This window comes from Catellatospora coxensis (genome assembly GCF_016862635.1).
Classification (GTDB): Bacteria; Actinomycetota; Actinomycetes; order Mycobacteriales; family Micromonosporaceae; genus Catellatospora; species Catellatospora coxensis.
The window spans coordinates 1-24,391 of record NZ_BONI01000054.1; the positions used below are offsets into that span (position 1 = coordinate 1).

Genomic DNA, 24,391 nt, shown 5'->3' on the forward strand with positions numbered 1-24,391 from the left:
CGACCGCAACGAACAAACGACGAACCGCACCCGCCGTTGTCCAGCGGGTGCGGTTCGTCGTTTCCACAGAACCCGAAGATGATCCGTTTTTGTGGACGCCAGGTGCCCCTATAGCGGCGTCCAGCGTCCACAAAAACAGATCTTCGGGATGGCGAGGCGGCACGTAGCCACGGCGACGCGACCTCACCCCACCCAGACCAAAGTCGATCACGGCCCCAGGGTCGCGACACGCCGTCGAACCCCTCCATAAGTTCATGATCAACGCGGTGCTGCGCGAGAGGGTGGGTCAGTGGCCGGGTTGGCGGGTTAGCCAGGGGTCCTTGGCCAGCATGGTGAGGGCCTTGATGGCGTCGGGTTCGTTGTCGAAGGTGGTGGCGTAGCGGGGGCGGGAGTCCGTGGCCGTGCTGAAATACAGGACGCCCTTGATCTGGGGCTGCTGGGGCAGGGCCAGGCGCATCTCGTCGAGCCACGCGGTCCGCTGGCCCGGCTCGCCCTGCACGACGCCGAACTCGCCGATCAGCAGCGGGCGGGGGCGGTGCCTCGCCCATTCCAGGACCGGGGCCATCAGCTCGGTGAAGCTGTACATCTCCGGGCCGGAGTACACGTCGGCGCAGAGCCAGTCGACCTGGTCGTCGCCGGGGTAGTACGGCTGGGCGCGGCCGTCCATGAAGCCGTCGGCGTGCGGGCACCAGACCCAGGCCGCGTTGTTCGCGCCGACCTCGGTGAAGATGTTGCGCACGTGCTTCCACGCGGCCACGTAGTCCTCGGGTGAGTGGACCACGTTGAACAGGTTCGGGCGGTCCATCTCCCAGCGGTAGCGCAGCAGGATCGGCGTACGGAAGTCGCGTACGGCCGCCGCGCGCCTGCGGATCTCCTCGTCGTAGACCCCGGTCACGATCGAGCGGGTGTCGGTGCCGGCCCAGGAGATCATGAGCAGCTTGCCGCGGTGGACCAGCTCGTAGTCGTACGTCGAGGGGAAGTCGTCCTGCCACGGGTGGAACGAGTGGGCCAGCGCCAGCGGGCGGTCGATCATGTCCTCGAAGCTGTCGATCGCCTCGAGCTGGTCGCCGGTGCGCCGGTTCTGCGCGTTGATGAACGCACCGAACCAGGCGCCCGTCTCGGGCACGGCAGGACCACGTCCGGTGGTGGTGAAGGGGCCGGACGCGGCCGCGGGGAGTTGCTTGAGGGTGGGGCTGGGACGGGCCGGCACCGCCGGCTCGTCCTCCGGGACGACGGTCGTGCAGCCGGCAGCCGCCACTGCCAGAAGCACCATCACCAGCCCCGCAGCCGGTAATGCTCTTCTCATGGGACGAGGGACTCCACTGGGGGTGAGGGCTGTGCCGGGGTCTTGCCGCGGCGCCGGAGCGCGCGCAGACCGGCCAGTTGCAGAACGTGCCGGCACCGCCACACTACCGCCGCATAGGCGACCGTCGCGACGAGCACCGAGGCGAACCCGACGAGCGGGTGGTCGCCGAGCAGGGCACGGACCAGCAGTGGCAGGGCGGCGTAGCAGGCGACGGCGGCCGCCATCGCGATGAAGCCGCCCCGGCAGAGGGGGGACAGTCCGTGCCTGCGCTGCAGCTGTACCAGCGGCAGCAGGTTCTTGATGAGCAGGGCCGCCGACCAGGCGGCCGCGGCGCCGACGATCCCGTAGGGCGGGATCAGCACGATGTTGAGGACCACGTTCACCACGAGGGCGAGCATCGTCTGGAAGAAGGCGATTCCGGTGTGGCCGGCCATCTCCTGGACCGTGGAGACCATGCCGCACGCGGTCGCGACGAGCATGGTCAGCGACAGCACGACGCCGACGAGGCCCGCGTCGCCGCCAGCCGTGTAGCCCTCGCCGAACACGGTCATCAGCTGGCCGCCGAAGATGGCCCAGGTCAGGTAGAACGGCCAGATCAGCGCGATGAGCCAGGTGGTGGTCATCTGGTAGAGGCGGTTGGCCTCGTCGTGCTTGTCCTGCGCGAGCAGCCCGGAGAAGCGGTGCTGCACGGTCTGCCCGAGCGCCTGGCCGCCGAGCTGGCCGATGACCAGGAAGCGGGTGGCGGCGGTGTAGAGCGCGGCGTCCACCGGGCCGCGCAGCGCGGCCATCAGCACGACGTCGAGCCGCTGCAGCGCGAGCTGGGCCAGGCCGGTGCCGGCCCGGGGCGAGGCGTAGCGCCAGAAGCGGCTCCAGTCCTCGCCGGTGGGCACCTCGACCGGCTGCCCGCCGGAGCGTTCGGCCTTGCGCCGCAGCTTCGCCGACCACAGCACCGCGACGACCAGGCCCAGCGCGTACGGCAGGGACCAGGCCAGGGCGAGCGAGACCGAGCTGGTCCAGCCCGCCACGAGCACGGCGACGACGCCGAGCAGCTGCAGGCCGGGCCGCAGCACCCGCATGACCATGACGTTGGGCCGGGTGGTGCCGAGTCCACGGCCGACGGCCAGGTGCACGCCGGTGACGGTGGAGGTGGGCAGGAAGAGGGCGAACACCCGGATCGCGGCGACGGTACCCGCCGGGGCGTCCGGCAGCATGACGTCGACGAGCCACGGCGCGGCGAACCACAGCCCGGCCGCGAGCAGGATGCTGGCCACCACGACCGGGGTCATGGCGACCCGCACGGTGGCCCGGATCTTGCCGGTCTCTTCGCGTACCCGCTGCTGCGCGAGCAGGTAGACCACGCCGGTCTCCGCGCCGAGCAGCGCCGCCGCGGACAGGATCAGGAAGACCGAGGTGAGCGTGAACAGCACTCCGGCGACGCTCGCGTCGAAGCCGCGGGTGACCACGACGGTCAGCGCGAGGCCGGCGACAGCGGAGACGCCGGCGCCGACGAGGTTGAACAGGCTGCTGCGCATGACGCGCCCGCGGTCGGCCCCGTAGGCGCCGGCGTGGGCCGGCGCTGGCGCGCTCATCGCCGCCAGCTCGGCTGATGGCCGAGCCACTCGGCGAGCCGGGCGTCGTACGGCGCGAAGTGGTCCTCCAGCCGGGACCGCAACTCGTCGGACATCGGCGAGCGGGGGCGGGCGTTGTGCTGGTCGTGCACGATGCCGGGCACGTCCGGGATGCCGAGGAACTCGCACACCCCGCTGAAGACGCGCGCGGGGTCGGCGAAGTAGTCGTGGCTGTCGACGACGTGCAGGCGCTCGCGGCCCACCAGGGACTCCAGGTGCAGCAGCTGCTCGATGTACTGGCCGCGGCCCAGGTGGGCGAGGTGGCGTACGGCGTGGCTGTGGTACTCCGGGTCGGCGGCCATCTTCTCGCGCTCGCCGGCGAGGCGTCCCGCTTCCAGGGCGACGGCCTGCTCGAACTTCTCGGTCTCGAAGCCGCGGGCGTACTCGTGGGCGTGGCCGGAGTAGGCGCGCTCCACCGGGTCGCGCAGCAGCACGATCAGCTTGACGCCGGGCAGGTCCTTGGCGATGCGCTGGGGCGCGAGCGGGTGCCACATGTAGTAGGGGCTGGCCTCGCCGGTGACCACGGGCATGCCGAGGGTCTGCGCGGTGCGCTCGGCCTTGGTGCGGCTCACGAAGTGGCCCATGAACCAGGCGTGCCCGCGGTGGTAGTCCATGTCGAAGTAGTGCACGCCCTTGCGGAAGCGCGGCGGCAGGTAGGCCGGGTGCTGCGCCAGCGCCTTGTGCAGCGACGTGGTGCCGCCGCGCTGGGTGCCGACGATCAGGAAGGACGGCACCATGCGCCGGTCCGCGGTCAGCTGTCCCGCGGTCCGGGCCAGCGCGCCGGCCTTGCGCCAGACGAACTTGCGTACGCGGCTCTTGACTGCCATCAGTTCTCCCCCACCAGAGAAGCCCATCGCCCGCCGAGTCCGGCGAACGCCCCGTTGATCCACTCGTCGACGCGCCCCATCGGCCGGCCGAGCTCGTCCAGACCGTCGCCGAGGTATCGGCTGCCGATCTCGACGAAGTACAGGGCGGCCGTCTCCCGGGCGACCGCGGCATCGACCCCGAGCGGGGCGAGCAGTTCGACGGCCCGCTCGGCGACCGCGCGGGCGGCGACGACCGGGTCGGTGTGCCGGACCGCGACGGCCTCGTGCAGCTCGAAGTGCAGCGGGTCGTAGCCGACGGGCACGTCCGGGGTGAAGCGTTCGAAGTCCCACAGCAGCAGCTCGCCGTCGCGGACGGACATGTTGCCGCCGTTCCAGTCGCCGTGCCAGCAGCCGAAGCCGAGCTCGGCCCCGGCGCACTCGGCCAGCGCGCGGCGCATCAGGGTCGCGGCGGGCCGCTCGCCCAGCACGTCGACCTGGGCCGCGAGCCGGGCGGCGTAGCTGCTGCCGGCGTAGCTGCCGCGGGTGACGCCCTGCACCTGCGCGATGGAGCGCATCGCGGCGAGGCTGAGCGGGGTCAGCCCGTCCGGCGGGGCGTCCTGGCTCACCGGCAGCGCGCCGACGACGAGCAGGGCCGCGCCGGCCCACGTGCCGAAGTGCAGCACCTCCGGCACCCGGGCGGGGGCGAGGTCGCGGTCGGCGAGCAGGCGCAGCGCGCGGTGCTCGGCGTCGATCAGGGTCGTGGTCAGCTCGTTGACGGCCATCTTGGCGTACGCGACGGTGCGCGCCCGGTCGTCGATGAGCTGGAGCACGGGTTTGCGGTTGGCCCGCGGCGGCCCGAAGCGCACGCTCAGCCGCACCCGCTGTCCCAGCAGCCCGCTGAGGTGCTCGGCCAGCGACGGCTCGGCCCGCACCGCCAGCCGGTCCCGGAAGACCAGGTCACCGAGGGTGCGGCGGCCGAGGCCGGTGGAGAAGACCCCGGCGAGCACCCGCTGGCGCAGCCGGTCCTTGGCCGAACGCGGGGCGCTGGTGTGCCGGATGGCGGCCCCGGCCGCGCGGCGGTCGCCGTGCGGCACCAGCAGCCGGGCCTTGCCGATGGCGGGGACCACGGTGTAGACCTCGTCCGCGGCGTGCGCGCCCCGGCCGAGGAAGACCCGGTCCGCGGGCGCGCCGACGGTGTCGTCGCCCAGCAGCCGGCCCAGCTCGGTGAGGAACTCGCCGCTCACCTCGCCGCCTCGTGGCCGGGAGGGGTGGTCAGGACCGTCGCGCGGCTCATGTGTACACCCGGTTCGTCTCGTTGCGCCAGAGCAGGGCCAGCGGGACCATCATGATCACGAGGGTCATGCCGGTCGAGTTGTAGATCGTGGAGAACCAGACCGCCAGCGGCACGGTGACGCCCGCGGCGATGCCGAGCCACGAATGGTCGCGGCGGAACCGCCAGCCCATCCAGAGGAAGAACAGCAGGTAAAGGCCGGCGCCGACGAAGCCCTGCGTGATCAGCAGCATCCACAGCTGGCCATCGCTGCCGATGTCGCGGTTGCCGCACTGCTCGCAGGACGGGCTCTGGCCGATCGCGATGGACCGCTCGCTGCCGATCGTCTCCGACTGCCCGCCGAACCCGATGATCGGCGAAGCCTTCGCGGCCTCCAGCGCGGCGGCGTTGAGCGAGGCCCGGCCCTCGTTGGAGTGCGGGTTGTCCATGCGGGCCATCACGGTGCTGCCCAGCGGCGTCGCGAGCACCAGCAGGCCGGCCACGGCGACCGCGACGAGCACACCGGCGACCGGCATGATGCTGCCGCGGATCGCCATCCGGACCACCAGGTAGGCCAGGATGATGCCCAGGCCCGCCCAGGTGCCCCGGTTGAGCGAGTAGACGATCGGGACCATCGCGGCGACCAGGATCAGCGAGGGCCAGACCTTGCTCCACAGCCCCTTGGCCTTGTACAGCGTGGCGAGGATGAACCACGGCAGCAGCACCGCGATGCACTGCCCCCACGCGTTGGTGTACTGGAACGGCGCCGCGGGCCGGGGCGAGGGGGCCTCGCCGACGATGGTCTGCCACTGGGCGAACTCGATACGCACCGAGGAGCGCACCCAGCCGTTGGCCAGCAGCGACTTCGGCAGCACCTCCGCCAGCGGGGTCGTCACCGCGATCCGCGGCAGGAGCACGCCCGCGATGCCGCCGACGACGAGCACCACGAAGAAGTACGCCAGGAACTTCACGACGCGTTTGGTCGGCAGCTCGCGCTCGGTGAGGTTGCCGACGTACAGCAGGACCACGATCGCGGCGAGCATGTCCAGCAGGCGACGGACGAAGGCCAGGATCCGGCCCAGGCCCATCTCCGGCGGCAGCGCGTTGGGCACGGTGGCGTCCAGCATGACCACGCCGACCAGGCCGAGGAAGCACAGCAGCAGCCAGGCGAAGACCGGGGCGGGCATGCGTACCCGGCCGCGCCGGAACAGCTCCAGCGCCATCGGGATGGCCAGCAGCGGCACCCAGGCCAGGGTCAGGCCGAGCAGCCAGCCCACCGGGTACAGCACGATCATCGCGAACAGCGCCCAGTCGCGGGCCGGGATCGGGTCGCGCTGGCCGCGGCGGTGCAGCACGGCCGCGAGCGGCGGCAGTGCGCGAGCGTGCTCGGGCGGGGCCGCGACGCCGCGGGAGACCGCGGCCTCGCCGGTGGCTGCGGTGTCCCCCGGCGTACGGCCGGCGGCGGTGCTCACGAGACGGTCACCTTCGCGGTCGAGGGCAGCAGCAGGATCCAGGTCGGACCGGGTGACAGCCGCACCACGGACTGCTCCGGGCCGAGGAGGTTGAGGGCGGCGAAGAAGCCGTCCTTGTTCCACGTCGCCTTCACGCCCTGACCGGCGCCGAAGACCTGGGCCGCGCCCTTGCCGACCGGGTCTGCCATGGCGACCTCACGGTCGAGGGCCTTGACGTCCTTCTTGTTGTACGGCGTGGTCAGCAGGACCAGGTTGGCCGATGCCACCGGCACCCCGCCGAGCGTGGTCTGCCAGCGCCGGGCCGTCGCGTCGAACTTCCAGGTCACCGCGGCTTTGCCGGGGGACGCGATGGAGATCGTGGTGGCCGGGGTCGCGCCCATCGCGACCGGCTCGCCCGCCTGGCCGAACTGGAACAGCGAGGCCAGCAGCTTCTGCTGGGCCGGGGCGGACGCCTGCAGCGTGCCCGTGTTCACGAAGACGCGCCCGGAGACGGTGGTGAACCCGGTCTTCTTCGCCGGGGTGACCGCGGCCAGCTTCGACAGGGTCAGCAGGTCGAGCCAGCCCTTGGGCGTGCCGTTGTGCACCATGTACGGCTGCAGCTGGTTGAGCAGCTTGATCTCGGCGGGGCGCACCGCCGCGACCGGGCCGACCTTGTCCGCGGGGGTCGACTGGTACACCGCCGCCACCCGCAGCAGCTTGCCCTCGGCGAACTCCAGCTCGACGACGTCGGCCTTGTCCAGCCCGACCGGGGCCGCGGCGCCGGTGCCCACCTCGATGGGCACGATGACCGCGGTCTTCGACTTGGTCGCCTCCTCCGTCTCCAGCCCGGTGAGCGGTGCGCGCGGGCGCACCGCCTCCGGCGACGGCAGCGTGAACGGCGACAGCTCGACGGGAGCCGCCGTCGACGGCGGCTTGGCCGGGCCGACCGAGCAGCCCGAGGTGAACGCCGCGGCGGCCAGCGCGGCCGCCGCACCCAGGCGCAGTGACCGCTTCATCGCAGATCGGCGGAGGTGGTCTGGTCGGAGGAGGAGGTGCGCTTTCCGTTCACCTTGCTGTCGGTGGTGCCGCCGGCCCAGAACTCGATCCGGTCACCGTCCTCGCCGACGCGCGGGATGACCATCGTCTGGTCGAACTCGCGGCCCGCCCGGGGCAGGTCCGCGGCCGCCGGCGCGACGGGCTGGTCGACGATCGCCGCACCGGGAGCGGCCTTGGCCTTGACCTTGACCTTGCGGGCGACCCGCGGGCTGCGCACGACCAGCAGGCCGGCCAGCGGGCCCTGGACGCGGGCGACCTGCTCGACCGACTCCTCGACGTCCTCGGCGCGGGCCACCCTGGTCTCCACGACCAGCAGGACGGACGCGGCGATCTCGCTGAGCGCCTGGGCGTCGACCGCGCGGCTCGGCGGCGCGGTGGCCAGCAGCACCCGGTCGGCCTGCTGCTGCAGCTGGGCGAGCAGGTCGGACACGGCGGCGACCGGCAGCTCGACCCGCGGGTCGAGGCGGCCCGCGCCCAGCAGCGAGACACCGCGGATCGCGGGCACGGCGTACAGGGCGCTGTCGAGGGTGACCTCACCGGCGATGACGTCGCCGAGGCCGCGCGACGGGCTCACGCCCAGCATGCCGGGCAGGTGCGAGGTCGAGTCGGTGCACACGATCACGACGCGCTCGCCGGAGCGGGCGAACGCCGCGGCCAGGTTGGCGACCACGAACTCGACCGCGGGGCCGGGGGCCGCGCCGCAGATCAGCAGCGCGTCGGTGGCCGAGGGGCGACCGCCCCGGGCGGCGCCGGCGGCGACCCGCAGCACGTTGCGCAGCAGGCTGAACTCGCGGCCCAGCGCGCTCGCCGCGTCGGCGACCGCCTTGTCCCGGCCGCGCTGCACCTCCATGAGCACCGGCACGTCGTTGCGGTAGGGGATCTGGCGGCTGTGGTAGATCCGGGAGTCCATGCGGTCCAGCACGAGCGCGCCGGCCAGGCCGAGCAGCAGGCCGATCGCGACGCCGCTGACCAGGTACAGCATCAGGTCGGGCTTGGCCGGGGAGGTGGGCTTGGTCGCCGCGGACAGGATGTTGCCCGGCTTGACCGTGGTCGCCAGCAGCGGGATCAGCCGCGCGTTCAGGGTGTTGATCTGCGAGGTGAGGATCTGCTGCTTCTGGACGGCCTTCTGCCGGTCGGCGGAGTTGGCGGCCAGGCCGACCAGCTGCGCGGCCACCTCGTCGAGCTGCTTGGTGAGGCCGGCGATCTCGTCGCGCATGGCGGCGCCCTGCACGTCGACGTTCTTCTGCGCCTCGGCGGCGCGCTGGTCCAGGTAGGCCTGGGCGAAGGCCTGCGAGCCGCGCTGCGCCTCGGCGACCGTGGGGGCGTCGAACGTGATGGACAGCACCGAGGTGTTCGCCGGAACGGTCACGGTGACCCGGGAGACCAGCTCTTCGACCGGGGTGTCCGTGTTGAGGAGGTTCTTGGCCGCGCCGCCGACCGTCGTGGAGCGCACGACCTGGGACTCGGTGTCGAGGTTCACCTTGGTCGTGGTGTCCTGTCCGACCTGCATCACGAGGACCTTGGTCTCGGACACGTACACCTTGGGCTGGGTCGCCGCGACCCCGAGACCGCCGACCGCGCCGACCGCCACCGCGAGTGCCACCAGCCACCAGCGGCGGGCCAGCCAGCCGACGTAATCGCCCACGCTCGCCGTCGGCACCGAAGCCGCATTAGTAGCCATTGATTCCCCTTGTTAACAAACCCATGAACACAGGACCGACGACCGGCGCGGCGCAGGCGAAGACGCCCTGGGTAGACGGTCCTCACCCTAGCCATCGCTGCCTGGCACGCGCTCAGCCAAACGGCCACTTCTGTGTCAGACCGGAGTTATTGGACGCCACGATCGCATCTGCGGGGTCAAGAGTATGACGGCGGAACCTGCCGTTCGGTCAGATCACGTGCACTGTCAGGCTACCGACAATCGTCCGCGACGAAATGTTAAATCGTGTCGCTAGGCTGCGGGTCGTCGACAGGAAAGGAACCGAGGTGGGCGAACCGAATCGTGCACGTCATGTCATGCTGGTCGGCTCGTCGGGCGGACATCTCGCTCAGCTGTACGCGTTGCGTCCATGGTGGACAGACCGTTTCCGCACCTGGGTGACGTTCCCCACGCAGGACGCGCACAGCCTGCTCGGCGGCGAGAACGTCGTCTACGCGCACTACCCGACCACCCGGAACATCCCGAATCTGCTTCGCAACGCGCTGCTCGCGGTGAAGATGCTGCGCAGAACGCGGCCTGATGTGGTGATTTCGACCGGTGCGGGCGTGGCGCTGCCGTTCTTCATCGTCGCCCGGCTGCTGCGGATACCCACTGTTTACGTGGAGGTCTACGACCGGCTGGAGACGCGCACCCTGACCGCCCGGCTGTGCGCGCCGTTCACTTCGCGCATGCTGGTCCAGTTCGAGGAGCAGCTGCGGCTGTACAAGGGCGCGACGCTGGTGGGGCCGCTGCTGTGACGACCACCTCTCCCGACTTCCCGACGCAGCGCACCGCGCTGACCGTGCCGGCGCCGCGCCGGCCGGAGCGCGACGCCGTGCTGGTCGTGGTCGGCACCGACGTGCACTCCTTCGACCGGCTGCTGGACTGGGCCGAGAGCTGGTCCGCCGGCAGCGGCGTGCCGTGCGTCATGCAGTACGGCTCGTCGACCCCGCGGCAGGCGCCCGGCTCGGACGCGTTCTTCGACCACGAGACGCTGAACGAGCGGCTGCGCCAGGCCGCGGTGGTGGTCTGCCACGGCGGCCCCGCCACCATCACCGAGGCCCGCCGGGCCGGGCACAAGCCGATCGTGGTGCCCCGCGACCCGACGCTGCACGAGCACGTCGACGACCACCAGCAGCGTTTCGCCGCCCGGATGGGCAGCCTGGGCATGGTCGAGCTGTGCCGCACCGAGGCCGAGTTCCGGGCCGCGCTCGACGCCGCGGTGGCCGAGCCCACCCGGCTGCGCATCTCGGGCAGTGAGGCCGGCGCTGCCGCGACCGCGGCCGCGCTGCGCGTGGGCTCGATCGCGGACGGCCTGGTCACCAGGCTTCCCCGGCCCACACCGTCCGATAAGGTCACCGTGCTGTTCGTCGGTGGCTGGGGGCGCAGCGGCTCGACGCTGACCGACCGCATCCTGGGCCAGGCGCCCGATGTGTGTGCGGTAGGTGAGGTGACTCACATCTGGGAACGCGCTTTGCGCGACAACGAGCGCTGCGGCTGCGGCAGCGCGTTCGCCGACTGCCCGTTCTGGGCCAAGGTGGGCGATCTGGCGTTCGGCGGTTGGGACAAACTGGATCTCGACGCTGCGATGGCGCTGAAGCACCGGGTGGACCGCATGCGCTTCGTGCTGCGGATGTCCCTGCCGTTCTTCCTGAACCGCCGTAAGAAGGACCTGCGGGCGTACGGCGAGCTGCACCGGCGGATCTACCGCGCGGTGGCCGACGTCTCCGGGGCCAGCGTGGTCGTCGACTCCAGCAAGCACGCCTCGCTGGCCTTCGCCCTGCGCCACGCGCGCGGCGTCGACCTGCGCGTGCTGCACCTGGTCCGGGACGGGCGCGCGGTGGCTTACTCGTGGAGCCGTGAGGTGCGCCGCCCGGAGATCGTGGGCGCCGAGGTGTTCATGCCGCAGTACTCGACGGTGAAGTCCGGCGTGCTGTGGTCGGTGCACAACGCGCTGTTCCACGTGCTCGACTGGGTGCGCACGCCGACGCTGCGGCTGCGCTACGAGGACGTGGTGGCCCGGCCCGTGGACGGCCTGCGCCGCATCCGCGCCTTCGCGGGTCTCGGCCCCGGCGGCGTGGAGTGCCTGACGCAGCCCGCCGACGGACTGCCGGTGGCCCGGCTGGAGACCACGCACACCGTCGCGGGCAACCCGATGCGTTTCACCAACGGCGAGCTGGAGCTGCGCCTCGACGCCGCCTGGCGCGGCAAGCTCGCCCCCCGCAAGCGCCGCATCCTCAGCGTGATGACGTGGTTCGGCCGCGCGCGCTACGGCTACCTGGACTGGAGAAGGAAATGACGGCGAGCGTCTCGGTGGTCGTGCCCACCCGCAACCGCCCGGAACTGCTGCGCAAGGCGATCGACGCGATCCTGGGCCAGGACTACCCCGGCCCGGTCGAGATCGTCGTCGTGTACGACCAGAGCGAGCCCGACTACTCGCTGGTCCAGGACGACCCGCAGCGCCGCGTCCGGGTGATCGTGAACACGCGCACCCAGGGCCTCGCCGGCGGCCGCAACACCGGCATCCTGGCGACCGCGACCGAGCTGGTGGCCTTCTGCGACGACGACGACGAGTGGCTGCCCGGCAAGCTGGCGGCCCAGGTCGCCATGCTCGACGCCCACCCGGCGTCCGAGCTGTGCTCGATCGGCGTCGTCATCGACTACGACGGCAAGGACGTGGACCGCACGCTGGACCGCGACCTGGTGACGCTGCCCGAGCTGCTGCGCTCGCGGCTGACCGAGCTGCACCCGTCGACGTTCCTGTTCCGCCGGGCGGCGCTGGTCGACGGGATCGGCCTGGTCGACGAGAACATCCCCGGCAGCTACGCCGAGGACTACGAGCTGCTGCTGCGGGTCGCGCGGCGGGCGCCGATCGCGAACGCGCCCGGGGTCGGGGTGCGGGTGCGCTGGCACCGGCAGTCGTACTTCACCGCGCGCTGGGCGACCATCGCCGAGGCGCTGGAGTGGCTGCTGGAGCGCTACCCCGAGTTCGAGGGCGCGCCGCGCGGCCATGCCCGGATCACCGGGCAGATCGCGTTCGCGCAGGCCGCGGGCGGGCACCGCAAGGACGCGATGCGCTGGGTCAAGAAGACCATCCGGCACAGCCCCCGCGAGGCCCGCTCCTACCTGGCGCTGGCGGTGGCGACCCGGCTCGTCTCGGCCGACACCGTGCTGCGCCGGCTGCACCAGCGCGGCCGCGGCATCTGACACCACGAACAAAGGGGGCGGGATCCGCGGATCCCGCCCCCTTTCTGCTGCTCACCTCACGCGTCGCAGAACCCGCGCCACGCCTTCTGGCTGGGCGCGTCCAGCAGCCGCCAGTCGGCCCGGGTGAAGTCGACATCGAAGTACGTCACCCACAGCGCGCCGCCCCTGATGGAGGCGTTGCCCGCGTCGGTCAGCCAGGCGGCCCGGCCGCTGCCGGAGGTGTCGCCGGGCAGCTTGGCGGTGCCCAGCTCGGCGATGCCCCACGGCTTGCCCTCGGCCTTCGACACGGTGGCCACCCGGTTCACCATCGTCGCGGCGTCGGGGTACTTCGGGTTGGTGAAGTTGAAGTTGTAGACGTCCCAGCCGAGCACGTCGATGACGTCGCTGCCGGCGTAGTAGTCCTTCCACTTGCGGCCGGACTGCGGGAACACGCTCCAGTCCATCAGCACCAGCGTGGCGTGCAGCTTCGGGTTGCCCGCGGCGTCGGCCAGCCCGGCGATACGCCGCCAGGCCGCCCGGTAGTCGGCCGCGGTGAACACGCCGGCCTCGATGTTGTCCTCGGGCTCGTGGTAGTAGACCCAGTAGACGTCGCGGTCGCGGGGCGCCTGGGCGAACCAGTTGCGCAGGTAGGAGTCGCGGGAGCCGCCGAGGATCTCCTTCGGGTTGTACTTGAAGGAGACGACCACGGTCCGTCCCGCCTTGCCGGCGTTGCCGGGCCAGGCCGCGGGCGCGCCCGTGTAGAACGTGCGGAACGCCTCCAGGCCGCCGTACAGGCTGTCGACGCGGCTCACGCCCTGGGCGTACGTCTCGCCGCTCTTCGGGATGAAGCCGACGCCGCACAGCGTGCGCCCAGCCGGGATGTTGCCCGGCGGGTTCGGCTGGCCCGGGTTGACCGAAGCGGACGGGTCGACCGACGGCGACGCCGACGCGCCCGGCGAGGCGGTGCCGGACGGGTTCGGCTTGCCGCTGCCGTCACCGCGCTGGTGCCCGTCGAGCGTCTCGGTGTCCTGGATCTCGATGAAGGTCACCGCCAGGGCCGGGGCGCCGGCGCCGTGCTCGCCGGCGAACAGGGTCAGCGTCTCGCTGTCGCTGGCGTTGGTCACCGCGAACGAGTACCGGGCCGGGCCCTGGCCGGGGGTGGGCACCGCCGCGCTGACGTCGAAGCTGACCAGGTTGCCCGCCGAGACCGTGGGCTCGCCGCCGAGCACCTCGCCGAGGCCGGGCCGGGTGGCGTACGACAGCTCCTTCTCGTTCCAGTCGCTGCTGAGCACCGAGCGCACCTGCAGCGACGCCGGGGGTTTGGCGTCGGCCTGCAGCTGCAGCGACATGGACTGGACGCGGAAGCCCGCGGGCGTCGTGACCTGGAACTTCAGGTACGCCACCGCGTAGTAGTCGGCACGCGCGACGGACACCAGGGTGTCCCGGCCGCCGAACACGGTGTCCGGCTCCTCGCGCACCACGTAGCCGTCCTCGCCGACGGGGATGCGCTGGGAGGTGGTCTCGGGCGGGTCGTCCTTGGCGAACACGATCGCCGCACCGATCAGTGCCACACCGATGCAGGCGGCGACGACCGCAGCCAAGATCATCCGGCCGCGGGACGGCGGCCAGAAGCCGCGTCGCCGTGTTCGAGGGTCTAAGCGTTCTGGCGGTGCGAAGCGGGTGCTCCGCGCGGGGTAGGCCACAGTCAGACTCCGAGCAGGTTCACGCGGCCCGTGCCGCGATCTCTGTATTGGCTCATGGCAGCCGTATGCGGCGCCGTCGCGAACAAGCATTGTCCGCCACGGCGCCGCACATCTCACTGCCGATCCTGATCACATTTCACATGATCGGCGATCGGAGGCAATCCGATCACATTACCGGCAATGGAAAGAATGCGATCCTTCCATGGAACTCGCCATGAACTGTATCGGTATCGCTGGCAATCCACAGTCCTGCGGTAGTGGGGTAGATGTCCTCGGTGCCGACGCCGCGATCCTTTCCGGGGTTCCACGTGAAGGCTTTGCCGGTCACCGGATTGATCGCGCCGATGCCCTCGGCCGGGACCGCGCCCGGGCCGGCGCTGTCCGCGCCGTTCGGGTTGTCCAGCCAGCGCTGGTGGCCGCCGACGTAGACGGCCGCCCCGGCGACCGCGACGGACAGCAGCGTGTCCCCGCCGGTGTAGTTGACCCACACCGGCTGTTTGTTGGCGACCTGGCTGACCAGGTCCCACCGGGCGGCGGTGTCGCAAAGCGAGCCGGTGCGCCGAGCCCCCGTGGTGACCGCCACGAACCAGGTCCCGTCGGCCGAGATGTCGACGCCGCGCATGTAGGTCGGGAACGAGTTGGCGCACTGCTGCTGGTAGCGGGTGGTCGTCCAGGGCGACAGCGTGGCCGGCGACGTGGTCAGGTTCACCACCGCGATCTGGTGCCGGGCCTGGCCCGCGACGCTGCTGAAGTTGCCCATGATGACCAGCTTCGAGCCGTCGGGGGTGACGTCCATGCCGGTCACCTTCACCGCCGAGGTGGCCCCGGAGCCGGTGACCCGCGCCCCGTCCAGGCCCATGTTCACCGAGGCGTCGGCCGCGCCGGTGCCCGCGTTGAGCGCGGCCAGGCCGCGCCGGCTCGCGCCGCCGACGGTCTGGAAGCGCCCGCCGAGCAGCAGCCGGTTGCCGGCCAGCATCAGCTCGTCGACGCCGCCGTTGATCTCCGGCACGGTGAAGCCCGAGACGGACGCGCCGGTCGTGGCGCTGATCCGCTCGACGCCGCGCGAGCGCACCCCGTTGACGTTGGTGAAGTCGCCGCCGATGTAGAGCGACTGGCCGTCCGGTGCCGCGACCAGGGCCCGGACGGTGCCGTCGACGACCGGTTTGAACGTGGTGTCGATCGCCCCGGTGGTGGCGTTGAAGGCGAACAGGCGGCGCTGGGTGGTCACCGTGGCCGAATTCGACGGCCTGATCTGCGTGAACGAGCCGCCGACGTAGATGCGGCCGCCGATGGCGAGGATCTTGAAGGCGGTGCCGTCGAGCGCGTGCGGCGTCCAGTTGACCGGATCCTGGCCGACCAGCGCGGCGTGCTGGACCGATACCGCCGAGACGGGGGCGCCGACGGCGACGGCGGCGAGGGTGGCCGCCGTGGTCAGCGCGACGAACACCGAGCGCCGCCTACCGCGACGCGCGATCGAGAACCCATACATACGTCCGGATGCTGCCACGAATCGGCAAGCGAGCCTGTCGTGCAGACGACCGCGGGAAAGCCCGGTAACCGCTTGCGTGAATACCACTTCACGCACTATTACGGGTCTATTGTCGACAATTAACCCCGGGCATTCGGCACACTTTAGCCGTTCGGCCCGTAACCGGCAACGGGCCGTCCCCATAAAGAGAGCGGACCGGCCACCCGAGGGTGACCGGTCCGCTTTACCGCTTGGTGCTCGCTCAGCCGTACAGGAAGGCGCCCGGGGACGTCCAGTTCACCGAGTCGATCGCCGGACCGCTGACCGCGGTCGCGACGCCGCTGAACGCGGTGCCGTCGAACGCCCGCTTGACGAGCCGGCCGTCGGTACGCGACCAGTACGCGTAACCACCGGACAGGAACAGCGCGCCCGACGAGGTGCCGAGCCACTCCAGCGAGGTGCTGGTGCCGCTGCCGTTCGCCTGGAAGCGCTGCGAACCGATGATCCCGCTGTCCGGGCTGAAGTAGCGCCAGAACAGCGAGTTGTTCCCGGTGATCGTGTAGTACAGCCGGCCGTTGCTGTAGAACATGCTCCGCACGCTCGGCAGCTCGGTGTAGATCGCGGTCTTCTTGCCGTCGTACGTGGCAGTGGACCCGAACTCGTCCACCAGCACACCGTCCCAGCGCGGGTCGGAGTGCGGGTTGTGCAGCGAGGCCGGGCCGAAGTTGACCCCGTCGAACGTCCGCTTGTAGAAGTTGCTGTCCGACATGCCGTAGTACAGCGTGTTGTCGACCATGAACGCGCCGCGCAGGTTGGCCCACACGGTGCCGTCCGCGCCACCGACGCCGGTGAGCGCGCCGGCCGTGGTGCCGTTGTACGTGCGCTTGGCGACACCGAGGCCGGTGCCACCGCTGGTCCGCACGATCTCGATCGCGTCCACCGCGGGGTTGAGCAGCCCGTGGATGAACTCGATGTTGATCGTCCCGTCACTGGTGACCGGGAACTTCAGGGTGTGCGCGACCTTGTAGCCGACCTGGGCCACCGTGTCGTAGTCGTCCGCGCGGACCACACCGTCGATCTTGATGTCGAACACGCGCTGACCGGCGGAGCTGTAGTTCCAGTCCCGCGCCACGAAGGAGAGGCGGACCTCGACCTGCGTGCCCGCGGCGACCGGGAAGTTCCACATCATCTCCGGCGCGGCCGACGGGTCGAACCGCCGGTCGTCGAAGACTGCCATCGGGGTCGACGCCGGCACCGACGAGTGCGCGGTGATGGTGTTCGACACGATGGTGTTCGCGGTGCTGCCCGAGTTGCGGTACAGGCTGGTGCTCGCGGTGTCCGCCAGCCAGGCCATCTCACCGTCGGTGGACGCCAGCTCCGGGCCGCCCGCGTTGATGCGGTACAGCACGTCGTTGGCCGGCACGGTGACGGTGCTGTTCGGGAAGAACACCTCGGTCGGCAGATCGCCCGACACACCGGCCGGCGGCGTCTGGCCGCCCGCGAGCGGGAAGTACGCGATCCGGCCACGCATGTACTCGTAGTTGCCGATGTAGGGGGTGTCCGAACCCACGTAGAGGCCGTCCTCCGTGGCGTACAGCGCCGAGGCGCCGACACCACGCGGGTTGCGGCCCGGGTTCCACGCCATCGGGATGCCGGTGCCCGGCTCCAGGGCGGCCAGACCCGGCCGCGCCACGGCGCCCTGCATCGCGGTGTCCTTGCCGTCAGCGTTGTTCATCCAACGCTGGTGGCCGCCGACGTAGACCGCCGTGCCGGTGATGGCCACCGACAGCAGCGTGTCGCCACCGGTGTAGGCGACCCAGGCCGGCTGCAGGTTCGTGCCGGTCACGAAGTTCCACCGGCTGGCGGCGTCGCACAGCGTGCCCGCGTTGGGCGCACCCGTGGTGACCACCACGAAGTACGTGCCGTCCGGCGAGATGTCGACGTCGCGCACCCACTTGTCGAACGACGTGGCCTTGCAGCGGTCGTCGAACCGGTTGGTGTGCCACGCGGCGATGGCCGCCGCGGCGCCGGTCAGGTCCAACACGACGACCTGGTCGTAGTCGCCGCCGTTGGCCTGCTTGAAGTTGCCGAGCACGACGGCCTTGGTGCCGTCCGGCGTGATGTCGAGCTCGGTGGCGCCGACGGAAGAGCTCGCCCCGGTGCCGTTGTAGTTGTGGTGCCCGGTCAGCGCGATGTTGACGTACGGGTCGAAGTCGCCCGTGGTCGCGTTCACCGACGCCAGACCGTTGCGGACGTTGCCGGCCGCCGTGGTGAAGAAGCCGCCGACCAGGATCCGGTCGCCGAACTGCTTGACCGAGTTGACCGCGCCGTTGAACGACGCCGCCTTGAACGACGACACCACGGAGCCGTCGGTGGTGTTGAGCAGGACCAGCCTGCTCCAGCCACCGGCCTGCACCCCGGTGAAGCGGCCGCCGACGAAGACCGTGCCGGGCTGGCTGCCAGGCTGGAGCGACAGCACCTCGTCGTTGATGTTCGGCGCGAACGTCGGGTCCACCAGACCCGTGGTCGCGTCGAACGCGAACAGGTACGGCCGGCTGTGCACCGTACCCGTGCCTCGGTCGGTGACCCCGGTGAAGGTGCCGCCGACGAAGACCTTGTTGTCGACCTTGACGATCGCGTTGACCGTCCCGTCATTGATGTTCGGTGTCGCGGTCGACGGAACCGCAGACACGGACCGATCGTGCGGCGGTTGCACCGCCGACGCCGGACCGACGCCCAAGAGCAGGGCCGCGATTACCGCAGTCCCCGCCACCGTGGTGCGACCTAGCCTTCGCACAGTTGTTTTCTCCCGCCCAACCAAAGGAAGCGGGCCCGGTACAGACACCGGTGCCCGAACGCGATAAGCCGCAGCTGACGCTAATCCTGAAGCTTCGGCGAACCCGCTGTGCAAGGCAAGGGGAGAGCAGGCAATGTGGCTGATCGGACAATCAATCAACACCCAAGGCGGGCGGGTGTTGTATCTTCCGCGACGGCAGCTCGGCTGGCGGCAGCGGAAGGAACCGGATCAGCTCCTCCTCGTGTCGACTGCACGACATCAAACGATCGACTCGCCCTCAAGTCCGATCACGACGGTCGTGCTTTCTGGAGCGAGTCTAATTCGGACCGGGCGGGATTGCCAACTATCCGCTTATCACCTGGTCAACAACATGATCAAGATTCGGGAGCACCAGCGCGACCGCGATCGCCGCCAGCCCTTCGCCGCGGCCGGTGAAACCGAGCCCGTCGGTCGTCGCGCCGGAGACGCTGACCGAGGCGCCCGCCGCGGCCGACAGCACCCGCTGCGCCTCGTCCCGGCGCGTGCCGACCTTCGGGTACTTGCCGACGACCTGCACGGAGACGTTGCCGATCTCGAACCCGGCGGCGCGTACCAGCCGTGCCGCCTCGGTGAGCAGCGTCACCCCGGACGCGCCCGACCACTCCGGCCGGTCCACGCCGAAGTTCGCCCCGAGGTCGCCCAGGTCGGCCGCGCTGAACAGCGCGTTGCACGCGGCGTGCGCGATCACGTCGCCGTCGGAGTGGCCGGCGAGTCCGGGCACGTCCGGCCACAGCAGCCCGCCGACCCAGCACGGGCGGGTCTTGTCGAACGCGTGCACATCCGTACCGATACCGACCCTCACCGGCCCGCCTCCTAGATCATCACGGCGCCAGGATGGCGACACACCGTCGAACCCTTCCACAGGTTCATGATCGACCCGCTAGAGGGGGTGGGCGGCCAGGAGGGATTCGGCGATGAGGAGGTCGAGGGGGCGGGTGATCTTCAGGGCCAGGTCGCTGCCGGGGACGCAGTGGACCTTGTGGCCCAGGCGTTCGACCATGCCGGCGTCGTCGGTGTGTTCGTCGACCGCCTCGGCGTGGGCACGGACCAGGGTCTGGCGGGGGAAGCCCTGGGGGGTCTGGATCACGCGGAGCGGGGCGCGGTCGACGGTCTCCAGGACGTGCTCGCCGGCGTCGACCCGCTTGATCGTGTCCACCACGGGCAGGGCGGGCACCACGGCGGCCGCGCCGGCGCGGACCGCGGCGGCGACCGCCTCGACCAGCTCGGGCGGGGTCAGCGCACGGGCGGCGTCGTGCACCAGCACGACCTCGATGGACTCGGGCACGACGGCCAGCGCCGCGGCCACCGACTGCTGCCGGGTCGCGCCGCCGGGCACCACCGTGGCGCCGGGCACCAGCGCGCGGACCGCTGCCACGTCGTCCGGTGGCGCGGCGATGACGATCATGGCTACCGAGGGCGCCAGGCCGAGCCGGCGGCACGCGTGCACCAGCAGCGGCTCGCCGGCCAGCTCGCGCAGAGCCTTCGGGGTTCCGCCGCCGAGGCGTACGCCCATGCCCGCGGCGGGAACGAGAACCGCGACGTCCTTGCGCCGGTGGGGCGCAGGAACGTCGCGGCTATCGATATCAGATGACACTGCCGTTGTGCGGGTCACGCCTCGGCGAGCACCTTGTCCAGGAGGACCTCTGCTCCGTCCTTGGTGCTCTTCTCGGCGAGCGCGACCTCGCCGACGAGGATGTCCCGAGCCTTGGCGAGCATCCGCTTCTCCCCCGCCGACAGACCACGCTCACGCTCACGGCGCCAGAGGTCACGCACGACCTCCGCCACCTTGAGCGGGTTACCCGAGGCGAGCTTCTCGAGATTCGCCTTGTAGCGCCGCGACCAGTTGGTCGGCTCCTCGGTGTGCGGGGCGCGGAGGACGTCGAAAACCTTGGACAGGCCCTCTTCGCCAACCACCTCACGCACGCCGACGATCTCGGCGTTCTCGGCGGGCACCCGCACCGTCAGGTCGCCTTGAGCAACCCGAAGGACGAGGTATAGCTTTTCCTCGCCCTTGATGGTGCGGGTCTCGATAGCCTCGATGAGTGCGGCCCCGTGGTGGGGGTAGACAACGGTCTCGCCGACACTGAAATCCATAGGTACGAAACCCCTTTCGCTGTGTCTAGGGTAACACGGGCGTGCCGCGCAGTCCCAGCCCGTCTTGCACAGTTAGCGCAGCTCACCCCCGTTGTGAGCCGTATTTCTTCTGCTTGACACTGCTCCGCACCGCTTCTTCCGCTACGCTGAGTGACCTTTTCTGCACTGATTGGCGTCTGTGGGGTCGATGTCCACATCGCGAACAGACCTCAATCTCCTCCGATGCACCACTAGCGTGAGTCTGTACGACGCGGGACAGTAGAGAGACGCGGTGCTGAACGCGCGAGGAGCCGGCGATGGGCACGCTGGGCAACGGCCTTCCGGACCTCCCGCCCGAGTGGGGTGAGGTCGTCATTCCCGATGACCCCGCTGAGCTGGCCGAAGAGGCGGAGCGGGTCAGGGACGAACTGCGGGCCGAAGCCAGGGCCGCCCGGCGTGCGGCCTGGCGGGCCCGCTGGCGACGGCGGCTGCACCTGCCCGAGCGCATCGACGATCCCGATCAGCCCTCGCTCGTGCTGCCGCTCATCGTGCTCGGCGTCGCGGTGGTGATCACGCTGCTGAGCCTGCTGCTCATCGCCTGGCCCGGCCTGACCAGGACGACGCCGGAGACCCCGCAGCCCGGCCCGCCCGTGCGCCCGGCGGTCTCCGCCCCGGCCGACGCGCCCACCACGGCACCGACCACGGGGCACCTGCCGCCGAGCGAGCACTTCCCAGGCCCCTGACCGTCAAGACCGTCCGACTTGCCGGGCAGACGTGCGTATCTTGAAGCCGCTTTCGCCCAGGTGTCAGGCAAGTCGAGCGATCTTGGGCGGCGGCGGTGCGGTGGGGGCGGGGCCGGTGGGGCGGGTCTGGGGGCGACACTGTTCTGATGTCACCGCTGGGTCTGCTGCGCGCCTGCCACCCCCTGCCCGCCCTCGCGGTCACCGTGTTCGGCGGCCTGCTGGCGGTCGGCATGGGCCACACCCCCGGCGGCGTCGCGGCGGTCATGGGCACGGTGGCGCTGAGCCAGCTGTCGGTCGGCTGGGCCAACGACGCGATCGACGCCGCGCGCGACGCGGCCGTGGGCCGGACCGACAAGCCACTGGCCGGGGACCCGGCGGGTCGCCGTACCGTCGCCGTCGCGGCCGTGCTGGCCGCCGCCGCGACCGCCGCCGCCTGCGTCTGGTGGGGCTGGCCCGCGGGGGCCTGGTTCGCCGCCGCCGTGCTCTCGGCCCACCTGTACAACTGGCCGCTCAAGGCCACCGCCTGGTCGATCGTGCCCTACCTGGTGTCCTTCGCCAGCCTGGTGATCTTCGTCAGCACCTCGCTGCCGGGCGCACCGGCCCCGCCCGCGTGGCTGGTCGCCGCGGCGGCGCTGCTGGCGGGGGCGGCACACCTGCTCAACGCGGTGCCCGACCTGGCCGACGACGCGGCCACCGGGATCCGCGGCCTGCCCCAGCGGCTGGGCGCGCGGCGCAGCCTCGCCGCCGCGTCCGGGCTGCTGCTGGCTGCGACGCTGACCCTGCTGGCCGGAGCGCGACCGCCGCTGTGGGCCGGGCTGGGCGCGCTGCTCACGGCCGTCGTCCTGATCATCATCGGCTGGTACGCGGCACCGCGCGCCGCCTTCCGCGCGCTGCTCGCCGTGGCCGCCGTGGACCTGGCGCTGCTGGTGCTCAGCGGCGCGCTGTGATCGGCGGCGGGTCGGCTGCGTGGCCTCGATCGGCGGACACTACGCTGAGCCCGTGACTCGCTCGATCACCATGCTCCTGGCCGGTGGTGCCACCGCCGCAGCCCTGGCCCTGACCGGCTGCAGCGCCGGCATGAACTCCCAGACCGCCGACCAGGTGGCTGCCGTGCCCGGCTTCAGCCTGACCGTGCCGGGTCCGAACGGCGGCAGCGTCGCCGTTCGGGACGCGATGCTCGTCTACGCCGGGCCGGCCGGCTACGCGCAGGGTGCGACGGCGCCGCTGCAGCTGCGCATCTTCAACGACACCCAGCAGCCCATCACGCTCGACAAGTTCGAGTCCAACGATGCCGCGGGCGTCAAGCTGGCCACGGCTGCCGACCTGAAGGCGAGCCCGAGCCCGGCCGCCGAGTCCCCGAGCCCCGCGGCGAGCAAGTCGCCGAAGGCGTCCGGCAGCCCCTCCCCGGAGGCGGAGGCCAGCCCGGAGCCCGAGGCCAGCCCGAGCCCGGCCACCGCGGCCCCGGCGAAGCTCACCATCCCGCCGGCGGGCTACCTGGAGCTGACCCCGGCCAGCGGCCAGTTCCTGGCGCTGACCGGGCTCAAGAAGCCGGTGCCGAACGGCGAGGGCGTGCACCTGAAGCTGACCTTCTCCAACGGCGTGGTCATCGAGACCCCGGAGCGCACCGAGGTGCCGCTCGCGCCGCCGCTGAGCCCGGAGCCGCGCCTGCCCGCCACCGCGCCGCCGACCCGCCCCGGCACCGAGGGCGAAGGCCACTGACAGACCGACGGGGTAGGTTGCGCACGTGACTGTGCGCAGCACCTCCTCGAAGACGGCGAAGCCCGCACGCCCCGGATACGTCTGTGACGCGTGCGGGCATCAGCCTCCCAAGTGGTTCGGCCGCTGCCCCGAATGCGGCGAGTGGGGCTCGGTCATCGAAGCCTCGACCGGCCCGGCCCTCGGCGCGATGCGCAACGTCGCCCCCCGCTCGCCCAGCGAGCCCGCCCGGCCCATCGCCACCATCTCCGCCGTGCCCGCCCGCGCGGTCGCCACCGGTGTCAGCGAACTCGACCGCGTGCTCGGCGGCGGCATCGTGCCCGGCTCGGTCGTGCTGCTGGCCGGCGAGCCCGGCGTCGGCAAGTCCACCCTGCTGCTCGACGTGGCCCAGCAGTGGGCGTCCGGGGCCGGCAGCCCCGCCCTCATCGTCAGCGGCGAGGAGTCCGTCAGCCAGATCCGGCTGCGCGCCGAACGCATGAACACCCTGCACGAGCAGCTCTATCTCGCAGCCGAGACCGACCTGGCCGCGGTGCTCGGCCACCTCGACGCGGTCAAGCCGGGCCTGCTCGTGCTCGACTCCGTGCAGACCATCGCCGCCCCCGGCAACGACGGCGTGCCCGGCGGCGTCACCCAGGTGCGCGCGGTCACCGCAGCGCTGATCGCGGTGGCCAAGGAGCGCAACATCGCGGCCGTGCTGGTCGGCCACGTCACCAAGGACGGCAACGTGGCCGGTCCCCGCGTGCTGGAGCACCTGGTCGACGTGGTGCTGCACTTCGAGGGCGACAAGCACTCCTCGCTGCGGCTGGTCCGCGGGCTGAAGAACCGCTTCGGCGCGGCCGACGAGGTCGGCTGCTTCGAGATGCACGAGAGCGGCATCGCCTCGCTGCCCGACCCGTCGGGGCTGTTCCTCACCCGGTATGCCGAACCGGTCCCCGGCACCTGCGTCACCGTCGCCATGGAGGGCCGCCGCGCCCTGGTCACCGAGGTGCAGGCGCTGATCGGGGCGACCGTGGCCGGGTCGCCGCGGCGCACCGTCTCCGGCCTCGACTCGGCCCGGCTGGCCATGGTGCTGGCCGTGCTCCAGCGGCGCACCGAGCGCATGGCGCTGCACGACAAGGAGGTGTTCGCCGCGACCGTCGGCGGCATCCGGGTCGTGGAGCCCGCCGCCGACCTCGCCGTCGCGCTCGCCGTCGCCTCTGCCGGGCTCAACCTGTCCATGTCGCCCCGGCTCGCGGCCATCGGTGAGGTAGGTCTCACCGGTGAGGTGCGCCGCGTCGGCGCGGTCCCCCGGCGGCTCGCCGAGGCGGCCCGGCTCGGGTTCAAATACGCTCTGGTGCCGCCCGGTTGCGGACCGTCGTCAACCGGCACCCCAGCCGGCGACATGCGGGTCGAAGAGGTGTCCGATCTGCGTACGGCACTGCACTGGGCTGCCCGGTTGTCCGCTGAGTGA

Annotated in this window: 21 protein-coding genes; 7 read left to right on the forward strand and 14 right to left on the reverse strand. The window is 71.4% G+C overall.

All coding sequences use genetic code 11. The annotated features are described in order from the left end of the window. From Cco03nite_RS27630 to Cco03nite_RS27665, 8 genes are all read right to left on the reverse strand, one after another. Positions 1–211, reverse strand: a 211-nt coding sequence (locus Cco03nite_RS27630) for a hypothetical protein (protein WP_203695203.1), incomplete at its 3' end; no start/stop codon positions are given. Positions 212–286: 75 nt separating this feature from the next. After that, the gene (locus tag Cco03nite_RS27635; RefSeq protein WP_203695205.1) at positions 287–1,273 is read right to left on the reverse strand and encodes a glycoside hydrolase family 26 protein; all 987 of its coding nucleotides are present in this window, start codon (positions 1,271–1,273) and stop codon (positions 287–289) included. A gap of 29 nt (positions 1,274–1,302) precedes the next feature. After that, complete coding sequence (locus Cco03nite_RS27640) at positions 1,303–2,895, reverse strand: lipopolysaccharide biosynthesis protein (RefSeq protein ID WP_203695206.1); 1,593 nt, start codon at positions 2,893–2,895, stop codon at positions 1,303–1,305. Further along, a complete protein-coding gene (locus tag Cco03nite_RS27645; RefSeq protein ID WP_203695208.1) occupies positions 2,892–3,761 on the reverse strand; it encodes a sulfotransferase family protein in 870 nt (289 codons plus the stop codon). The genes Cco03nite_RS27640 and Cco03nite_RS27645 overlap by 4 nt, the downstream gene beginning before the upstream one ends. Further along, positions 3,761–4,984 (reverse strand): protein kinase family protein, encoded by a 1,224-nt coding sequence (locus tag Cco03nite_RS27650; protein WP_203695210.1) that lies wholly within the window; start codon positions 4,982–4,984, stop codon positions 3,761–3,763. Before Cco03nite_RS27650 ends, Cco03nite_RS27645 begins: the two co-directional genes overlap by 1 nt. A gap of 46 nt (positions 4,985–5,030) precedes the next feature. After that, complete coding sequence (locus Cco03nite_RS27655; protein ID WP_203695212.1) at positions 5,031–6,482, reverse strand: O-antigen ligase family protein; 1,452 nt, start codon at positions 6,480–6,482, stop codon at positions 5,031–5,033. Next, complete coding sequence (locus tag Cco03nite_RS27660; RefSeq protein ID WP_203695214.1) at positions 6,479–7,477, reverse strand: DUF3048 domain-containing protein; 999 nt, start codon at positions 7,475–7,477, stop codon at positions 6,479–6,481. Before Cco03nite_RS27660 ends, Cco03nite_RS27655 begins: the two co-directional genes overlap by 4 nt. Further along, entirely contained in the window at positions 7,474–9,198 is a 1,725-nt protein-coding gene (locus Cco03nite_RS27665) for a Wzz/FepE/Etk N-terminal domain-containing protein (protein WP_203695216.1), read from the reverse strand. The genes Cco03nite_RS27660 and Cco03nite_RS27665 overlap by 4 nt, the downstream gene beginning before the upstream one ends. A gap of 335 nt (positions 9,199–9,533) precedes the next feature. Between Cco03nite_RS27665 and Cco03nite_RS27670 the strand changes: the two genes are divergently transcribed. The 3 genes from Cco03nite_RS27670 to Cco03nite_RS27685 are packed head-to-tail and all read left to right on the forward strand — an operon-like array spanning position 9,534 to position 12,423. Continuing rightward, complete coding sequence (locus Cco03nite_RS27670) at positions 9,534–9,974, forward strand: glycosyltransferase family 28 protein (RefSeq protein ID WP_239167719.1); 441 nt, start codon at positions 9,534–9,536, stop codon at positions 9,972–9,974. After that, positions 9,971–11,515, forward strand: coding sequence for a glycosyltransferase (locus tag Cco03nite_RS42565; protein WP_239167713.1), 1,545 nt, complete (start codon positions 9,971–9,973; stop codon positions 11,513–11,515). The genes Cco03nite_RS27670 and Cco03nite_RS42565 overlap by 4 nt, the downstream gene beginning before the upstream one ends. Further along, entirely contained in the window at positions 11,512–12,423 is a 912-nt protein-coding gene (locus Cco03nite_RS27685) for a glycosyltransferase family 2 protein (RefSeq protein WP_203695219.1), read from the forward strand. Before Cco03nite_RS42565 ends, Cco03nite_RS27685 begins: the two co-directional genes overlap by 4 nt. A gap of 56 nt (positions 12,424–12,479) precedes the next feature. Here the strand turns inward: Cco03nite_RS27685 and Cco03nite_RS27690 are convergent, their stop codons facing one another. The 6 genes from Cco03nite_RS27690 to Cco03nite_RS27715 form a co-directional block, all read right to left on the reverse strand. Then, positions 12,480–14,009 carry a CBM96 family carbohydrate-binding protein gene (locus Cco03nite_RS27690; RefSeq protein ID WP_203695221.1) on the reverse strand — a complete coding sequence of 510 codons (1,530 nt, stop codon included), beginning with the start codon at positions 14,007–14,009 and terminating at the stop codon, positions 12,480–12,482. 262 nt (positions 14,010–14,271) lie between these two features. Further along, entirely contained in the window at positions 14,272–15,594 is a 1,323-nt protein-coding gene (locus tag Cco03nite_RS27695) for a hypothetical protein (protein ID WP_239167714.1), read from the reverse strand. A gap of 241 nt (positions 15,595–15,835) precedes the next feature. Beyond that, the gene (locus Cco03nite_RS27700) at positions 15,836–18,265 is read right to left on the reverse strand and encodes a malectin domain-containing carbohydrate-binding protein (RefSeq protein WP_203695223.1); all 2,430 of its coding nucleotides are present in this window, start codon (positions 18,263–18,265) and stop codon (positions 15,836–15,838) included. A gap of 448 nt (positions 18,266–18,713) precedes the next feature. Then, positions 18,714–19,211, reverse strand: coding sequence for a 2-C-methyl-D-erythritol 2,4-cyclodiphosphate synthase (gene ispF, locus Cco03nite_RS27705; protein WP_203695225.1), 498 nt, complete (start codon positions 19,209–19,211; stop codon positions 18,714–18,716). 78 nt (positions 19,212–19,289) lie between these two features. Further along, positions 19,290–19,991 carry a 2-C-methyl-D-erythritol 4-phosphate cytidylyltransferase gene (gene ispD / locus Cco03nite_RS27710; protein ID WP_275412079.1) on the reverse strand — a complete coding sequence of 234 codons (702 nt, stop codon included), beginning with the start codon at positions 19,989–19,991 and terminating at the stop codon, positions 19,290–19,292. A 26-nt stretch (positions 19,992–20,017) separates the two neighbouring features. Next, positions 20,018–20,503 (reverse strand): CarD family transcriptional regulator, encoded by a 486-nt coding sequence (locus tag Cco03nite_RS27715; RefSeq protein ID WP_120317389.1) that lies wholly within the window; start codon positions 20,501–20,503, stop codon positions 20,018–20,020. A 296-nt stretch (positions 20,504–20,799) separates the two neighbouring features. Here Cco03nite_RS27715 and Cco03nite_RS27720 point away from each other — a divergent pair, with 296 nt between their 5' ends. From Cco03nite_RS27720 to radA, 4 genes are all read left to right on the forward strand, one after another. After that, on the forward strand, positions 20,800–21,225 hold the full coding sequence (locus Cco03nite_RS27720) for a hypothetical protein (protein WP_203695228.1): 426 nt from the start codon (positions 20,800–20,802) through the stop codon (positions 21,223–21,225). Positions 21,226–21,371: 146 nt separating this feature from the next. After that, on the forward strand, positions 21,372–22,172 hold the full coding sequence (locus tag Cco03nite_RS27725; protein ID WP_203695230.1) for a UbiA family prenyltransferase: 801 nt from the start codon (positions 21,372–21,374) through the stop codon (positions 22,170–22,172). Positions 22,173–22,224: 52 nt separating this feature from the next. Next, a complete protein-coding gene (locus tag Cco03nite_RS27730) occupies positions 22,225–22,944 on the forward strand; it encodes a copper chaperone PCu(A)C (protein ID WP_203695231.1) in 720 nt (239 codons plus the stop codon). Between the two features lie 25 nt (positions 22,945–22,969). Next, the gene (radA, locus tag Cco03nite_RS27735) at positions 22,970–24,391 is read left to right on the forward strand and encodes a DNA repair protein RadA (protein ID WP_203695233.1); all 1,422 of its coding nucleotides are present in this window, start codon (positions 22,970–22,972) and stop codon (positions 24,389–24,391) included.